4 protein-coding genes are annotated in these 6,000 nt (G+C 46.5%); 2 read left to right on the top strand and 2 right to left on the bottom strand.

Annotation, left to right across the window (positions count from 1 at the left end; translation table 11 throughout):
- Positions 1-2,529 (top strand): S8 family serine peptidase (locus QZU58_RS06375; protein ID WP_294495741.1); only part of this gene is annotated, 2,529 nt, incomplete at its 5' end.
- 222 nt (positions 2,530-2,751) lie between these two features.
- Positions 2,752-4,248: an AMP-binding protein gene (locus QZU58_RS06370; protein ID WP_294495740.1), complete on the top strand. Its 1,497-nt coding sequence runs from the start codon at positions 2,752-2,754 to the stop codon at positions 4,246-4,248.
- Positions 4,249-4,338: 90 nt separating this feature from the next.
- Here QZU58_RS06370 and QZU58_RS06365 read toward each other — a convergent pair whose 3' ends face one another.
- Positions 4,339-5,160 carry an N-acetyltransferase gene (locus QZU58_RS06365; RefSeq protein ID WP_294495739.1) on the bottom strand — a complete coding sequence of 274 codons (822 nt, stop codon included), beginning with the start codon at positions 5,158-5,160 and terminating at the stop codon, positions 4,339-4,341.
- Complete coding sequence (locus QZU58_RS06360; RefSeq protein ID WP_294495738.1) at positions 5,151-5,963, bottom strand: M48 family metalloprotease; 813 nt, start codon at positions 5,961-5,963, stop codon at positions 5,151-5,153. Before QZU58_RS06360 ends, QZU58_RS06365 begins: the two co-directional genes overlap by 10 nt.
- Positions 5,964-6,000: the final 37 nt, after the last annotated feature.

The raw sequence follows: 6,000 nt of genomic DNA, 5'->3' as shown, positions 1-6,000 counted from the left end.
CTGTACTTACCGATTTTAAATGCTCTTCTGATCTCTTCTCTTACTACCCTGACTGCGTGTGGCAGCGGTGGCGGTGATGGTAACAATTCATCTGTTACTGATAACGGGGATCCTGATTCAGGCGTTACATCTCCTATAAATGGAGATGACAATAATAACGGCGGTAATACCGGCAACGACAACGGCGGTAATACCGGCAACGACAACGGCGGTAATACCGGCAACGACAACGGCGGTAATACCGGCAACGATAACGGCGGTAATACCGGCAACGACAACGGCGGCAACACCGGCAACGATAACGGTGGCAACACCGGCAACGATAACGGCGGCAACACCGGCAACGATAACGGCGGCAACACCGGCAACGACAATACCGGTAATGATAACAACGACAATACCGGTAATGATAACAATGACAATTCCGGTAATGACAACAATGACAATTCCGGTAATGACAACAATGACAATGCCGGTAATGACAACAATGACAACTCCGGCGATGATAACAATGACAATACCGAAGATGACGACAATAATAACGAACCTGATGTAATTAAGGATACTGTAATTACTCTTGCCGTTGCGGAAGATGGTGACATGTTCAGTGGCAAACCATACGTGTTATCATACAGTATTGCTGCGGCTGACGGCAGTACCGGAGCAAACATCAGTCCTGAATTTAATATTGAAGCTAAATACGGAATGTTTACCAAAACCCACCCTCAGACAGGAAGATCTGCAGGTAACGGAGAGATATTCTATTACGTTCCTGAAAGCGTACTCGGTACTACACCGGACTATTACTACTTTACGGAAGTAATTACGGTTACCAATGCGGCAGGAACTTCAAAGAGCTTCAATCTCAAGGTCGGTACCGAATCATCAAACGGTGATCGCGTGTTTACCGATCAGTGGCACATCAAGAATCTGGGCCAGAATCCATTTAAGGTAAGAAAGGCTCCTGTTGCCGGAGTGGATCTTAACGTTATTCCGGCATGGCACTTAACCGACTCAAACAATGAGCTCATTTCCGGTAAGAACGTTAAGGTTGCCGTATGGGATGCCATCGTTGATTTTAATCATGAAGACCTTTCTTCTAAGAAATACAGTCCGACATCAACTGCTTCATTTATCAACGGCACCCTTTCTCTCAATTCGGTGAAGCAGGACAGCAGCCTTCTTCATGGAACCATGGTGGCAGGCATTATCGGTGCTGAAGCCAACAATGGTAAAGGTGTAAGAGGTATCGCCTATGATGCAAGACTTTCATCATACGATGCAAACAAGACCAATATTTACTATCTTGCCAGAAAGAACGATCTGGATATTGTAAACGCCAGCCTTGGTCTTGATAACAGCTATGCTTACCAGCCTAGCCTTGAAGCAATATACCAGTTCAACCAGTCCTCATCATTTAACAGAGGCCGTTATCTGATTAATGTCGCAGCCATAAACTCTCTCGGTAAGAAGTCATCCTATTCAACCGCAGGTGCCCATCTCTGGGTTTCCGGTACCGGCGGTGAATTTGGTTATACCGGAGGATATGATTCATCTGCAGCAATCGTAACAACTAAGTACAGCTACGATCCTTCCTATTATGATGATGGTCTTGACGGAACCTCTCCATGGAGAAAGGACACATCCAAGTATGACATCAGAAAGTACTACACTCACATCATGAACGGTACCTCTTCCGCCACTCCTTCTGTTACCGGTGTTTCCTCACTGGTAATACAGGCAAAGCCTGACATTACCGTGCCTCAGCTTCGTTACATTCTGGCAACCACTGCCAACAATGATACTGCAGAGGGCTGGAGTTCGCTCAAGTATGGTCCTCAGACCTCAAACGTAAGTGAATACGGTCAGCAGATTACCTTCGACAGAGGCTGGCATGATACCGCTGCAGGTCTGAGATTCTCCAACTACTACGGCTTCGGCGTGGTTGACGCAAAGAAGGCAGTAACCAAGGCACTTGCATGTGACAGCGATGTGAAATGTGCAAAGAGAGCTGAACTTCCTGATGATTACCGCAGTACCGGTTCAAAACCTTGTTCCTCATCCGACGGCGGCAAGACCGTGACATGTCAGTTTACCAATTTTGTAAATACTGACAATTCATACGACAACAATGCCAATGTTGATATTGAGGTTACCACTCTGAACCTGGCATCATTTACCTATGCGAACGACAGTTCAAACAGCAGCTGCAGTTCCGCATACAACGGCTCTACTCAGGGTATTGCCTATGCCAACAATCTTCTCCAGATTGAAATGACCTCTCCTAACGGCACAAAGGCTCTTCTTAAGCCTGTATATGCAAACTGGGATTTCGACGGCAAGGCGTTAAGAAAGGCGCTGGGCAGCAGTGATTACAGTAATCCGTTCCTGGTAAATGTTTCCGAATTCTTTACCGAGAAGGTATCGGCAAAGAGCAGATTTACCGTTAACTTCAAGAGTAAGTGCCCTATCGATGTTGATGCTCTTAACAGCAGTATCTACGTAATGATTGGCGGTTATGCCGACTAATCGGAGTTGAATTAAACTTCTTTTTAAAGCATTATTGCTCATCGGGCAATAATGCTTTTTTATATGTTACGAATTCACGCGACATTACTTATGTCCGTCTGTATGCACGACATTTTCTCCTCGCTCTTTTTAAAGAGTGATCTAAACGCTATAATTATCGGCAGGATCTGACAGCTACACTCGCTGCCATCCGTTTCTGCTTAAATTATCCGGTGTTTTATAATGATGAATATACGCAAATGCCCTCTGTCTGAAGCAGCTCTTTTATACTCCTCCGAGCCTGCATTCTCTGATGCCGGCAAAGAGTACACCTACGGTGAACTTGAACAGTTAACCGAATATTATCAGAGGATTTTTTCTTTTGTAAAAAATGAAGCCTTCATGAGGGAAAACGGCGTATCCGGTCTGCTCTCAGCAGGACTTGATGGAACTGACCTCGGGGAGTATCTTTTTACCGATGCGCTGTTTCCAAAGGTTATGATAAAGGCTTCCCCTTCCGTCGACCATGTGGCAGCCATCTTTGCCATGATGAGAAACGGAATTACATATATTCCCTTCTCCTCAAGGGAAACACCGGAAAGAATACGAACAGTGGCCCGTGATGCCCGGGCGTTCATCATAAACGATCTGCGAAGATTTGCAGAATCCGTAAACGCCATGGATGCCTTCCGGGACGAAGAATTCCATTTAAATGACCATGTTGATCCGTATGCGCCGTGTAATATGATGATGACCTCCGGATCAACGGCCATGCCAAAGCTTGTGGTTCATAATCTCAATGCTCATCTTAAAAGTGCCCTTGGCGGACAGAAGGTGCTGGATATCAGACATGGAGACAGATATCTTCTTTCCCTTCCTCTTAATCATGTGGGAGGACAGGCCGTGATTTTTAAATGCGTACTGACCGGTGCCGTAATGGTATCCCCAAGAAAAGACATGTCTCCTGCCGGACAGATTCTTCAGGATCGTATCACTGTGCTGTCTCTTGTTCCGACCCAGCTTGTCAGAATCATGGAAAATCATCCGGAGGTTCTTGCTGAAAGCTGCGTACGTGCAATACTTCTGGGTGGAGCTCCGATTGATGACATGCTGATTGCCCGCATGCACGATCTGTATCCGTCAATTGCTCTTTACGGCAGTTACGGTTCAACCGAAATGGCTTCGCAGATCTGTACGAACGTTCTTCTTAAGGGAAAGGAAATTACTGCGGGTTTTCCTCTTCCGTATCGTGAACTTGTTCTGAACTCTGACGGGGAAATACTTGTTCGCGGAGAAACCCTGTGCATGGGATATTTCAGAAACGGCCTAATTGAAAAGGTAACAGGTAACGACGGTTATTTTCATACCGGGGATATCGGCAGGATGCTCCCTTCCGGGCTTACCGTCAGCGGACGCAGAGATAACATGTTTATTTCAGGCGGTGAAAACATTCACCCGGAACAGGTGGAGGCCATGCTTCTTAAGAATCAGAACATAGCCGAGGTTCTGGTTGTTCCCGTAAGGGATCATGAATGGGGAATGATGGCCGTGGCACTTGTGCGGACGGCACCGGGATTTAACGGGACACTGGAGGACCTGAGACAGCAGGCTCTTTCGGAGATGTCACACGTGTATGTCCCAAAGATCTGGCTGAACATGCCTGAGATTGAGAATACCGGATTGAAGATTCGACGCGGAAAATATATTGAATTTGCGGAAAAGACGCTTAACCGCAGATGAAACGGCGATAACAGGCAGTGTATGACGGGTATTTTCCGGATTGAGACGATACCCGGACTTTTTTGTGCCTCATATCTGTCCGTTGCTGAATCAGTCTTTCGGAAACAGTGTTTCCATCCAGTCCTCGAAATCATCCCAGTCATCATATTCATCAGTTTGCCTTACCACCCTTTTTGACGGCGGTACCAGCTCCCTGAATTTTGACGGAATGTAATTGCCCGTTCTTATGTATTCTGAAGTTTTGGCAAATGACTCTGACTGCAGGTATTCGATACATTCATCAGAAAGCATGCTTTTTACCGGTTCTGCCGTCTTTTTCAGCAGAAGATCGGCCCATTCTGAAGTCGTTCTGCCTTCCATGCACATAATCTTCAGTCTCAGAGGTACGCTTTTGGAGGCTGAACCGCCGAACTTGATCGGGTAGGAAAAATCAGCGGGCTTCATGCCGAATGATGAGTAGAGACCTATGGCCTGATCATTATCAGTAAAAACCTCAAGTCTCAGTCCTCCGACATAATGTCTTTTGAGCATGAGAAGTATTGCATTTGTCAGCATGGCGGTACCGACTTTGTGTCCGACTCTGTCCGGATCCACGTACAGTGATCTGATGTAGAGAAATCCGTCAAGCACACTTACGAAAATAACGCCTATAACTGATTCTTTTGCATCCAGCGATTCATTCTCGCTTTCGGCTGCAACAAGGATGAGAGTGCGTTCGTCATCGTTACAGAATTCAGCGTAGACAAGCCTCTCGCTCCACATGGACATGATCTGATCCGTTTCCATGGCATATACGGAGAGTTCCTTCTCCGTATAATGTCTGTATTCAATCATGCGCATGGATCTGTACTGCATCCTTGCGATTCCGGATATGTCGGATGCCTTTGGCATCCTGATTCGTACTATTGACATACCGGAGTGCGGCCGTATTCGGTTCTGGCTTTTCTGTATATCGGCATTGCCTGTTCAACCAGTTCGCTCAGCTGATTCAGATATTGCGGTGAGTGAGGATGAGTTCTGATGTATGATGAGGCATTTAAGTCATCATCCCTTGTCATGTTCTGCCAGACAATAAGAGCAGCCGAAGGATTGAAGCCCGCACCTGCCATGGCCTGTATTGCCAGTATGTCAGCGGCCATTTCGTGTTCGGCGGTGTAAGGCATCACGTCTCCATCCCTGTCCGGGAGTCCTACTGCCTTGGTGAATACGTCATATCCACCCTGACTTCTAAGGTACTGCTTGAAGGAATAATCCTTTTCCTTGCTCTTTTCAGCCAGATAAGGGGTAATTCTTTCATTGTCATGTTCGAGAAGCGTATGGGCAAATGCATGAGCTATAATGTACGCTTCCTGGTCCTGATTGTGGAGCTTGCCGACTACGCAGTTGCTTATGAGAAGTCTGCCGTGGGCAAGAACGGCCGTATTCATTGAACAGTCACGGGTTACGTCAACAGCCCATTCGGTTCTCATTCCCGCAAATGCTCCGTTTACCGAACGCGTGATTGCACGCATGATGCACTGTGAGTTGCGCAGTTCCTTTACGGCACTTTTGGTGATGTTGTGATTGTCGGAATATTCCTTGTGGTAGACGGCACTCATTTTTTCCATTTCACTTATCGTGAAACCGCGTTCCGAGCTCTTTTCTCCACTGATGCTGCATCCGGCAGTTATTGCGGCCATAACGCAGCAGGCTAAAATCTTTCTGCAGTAATTCATTATGTTTTATCTCTCTGAACCTTATAAAAAGGACAAA

It is taken from the genome of uncultured Ruminobacter sp., assembly GCA_902764345.1.
In the GTDB taxonomy this organism is placed as follows: domain Bacteria; phylum Pseudomonadota; class Gammaproteobacteria; order Enterobacterales; family Succinivibrionaceae; genus Ruminobacter.
The sequence above is the reverse complement of the archived record's forward strand: the minus strand, read 5'-3'. Positions and strand labels throughout refer to the sequence as shown.

Bases quoted from the DNA above. Each gene is read 5' to 3' on its own strand.
- QZU58_RS06365 (WP_294495739.1), bottom strand. From the start codon at position 5,160: ATGTCAATAGTACGAATCAGGATGCCAAAGGCATCCGACATATCCGGA.
- QZU58_RS06360 (WP_294495738.1), bottom strand. From the start codon at position 5,963: ATGAATTACTGCAGAAAGATTTTAGCCTGCTGCGTTATGGCCGCAATA.
- QZU58_RS06370 (WP_294495740.1), top strand. From the start codon at position 2,752: ATGATGAATATACGCAAATGCCCTCTGTCTGAAGCAGCTCTTTTATAC.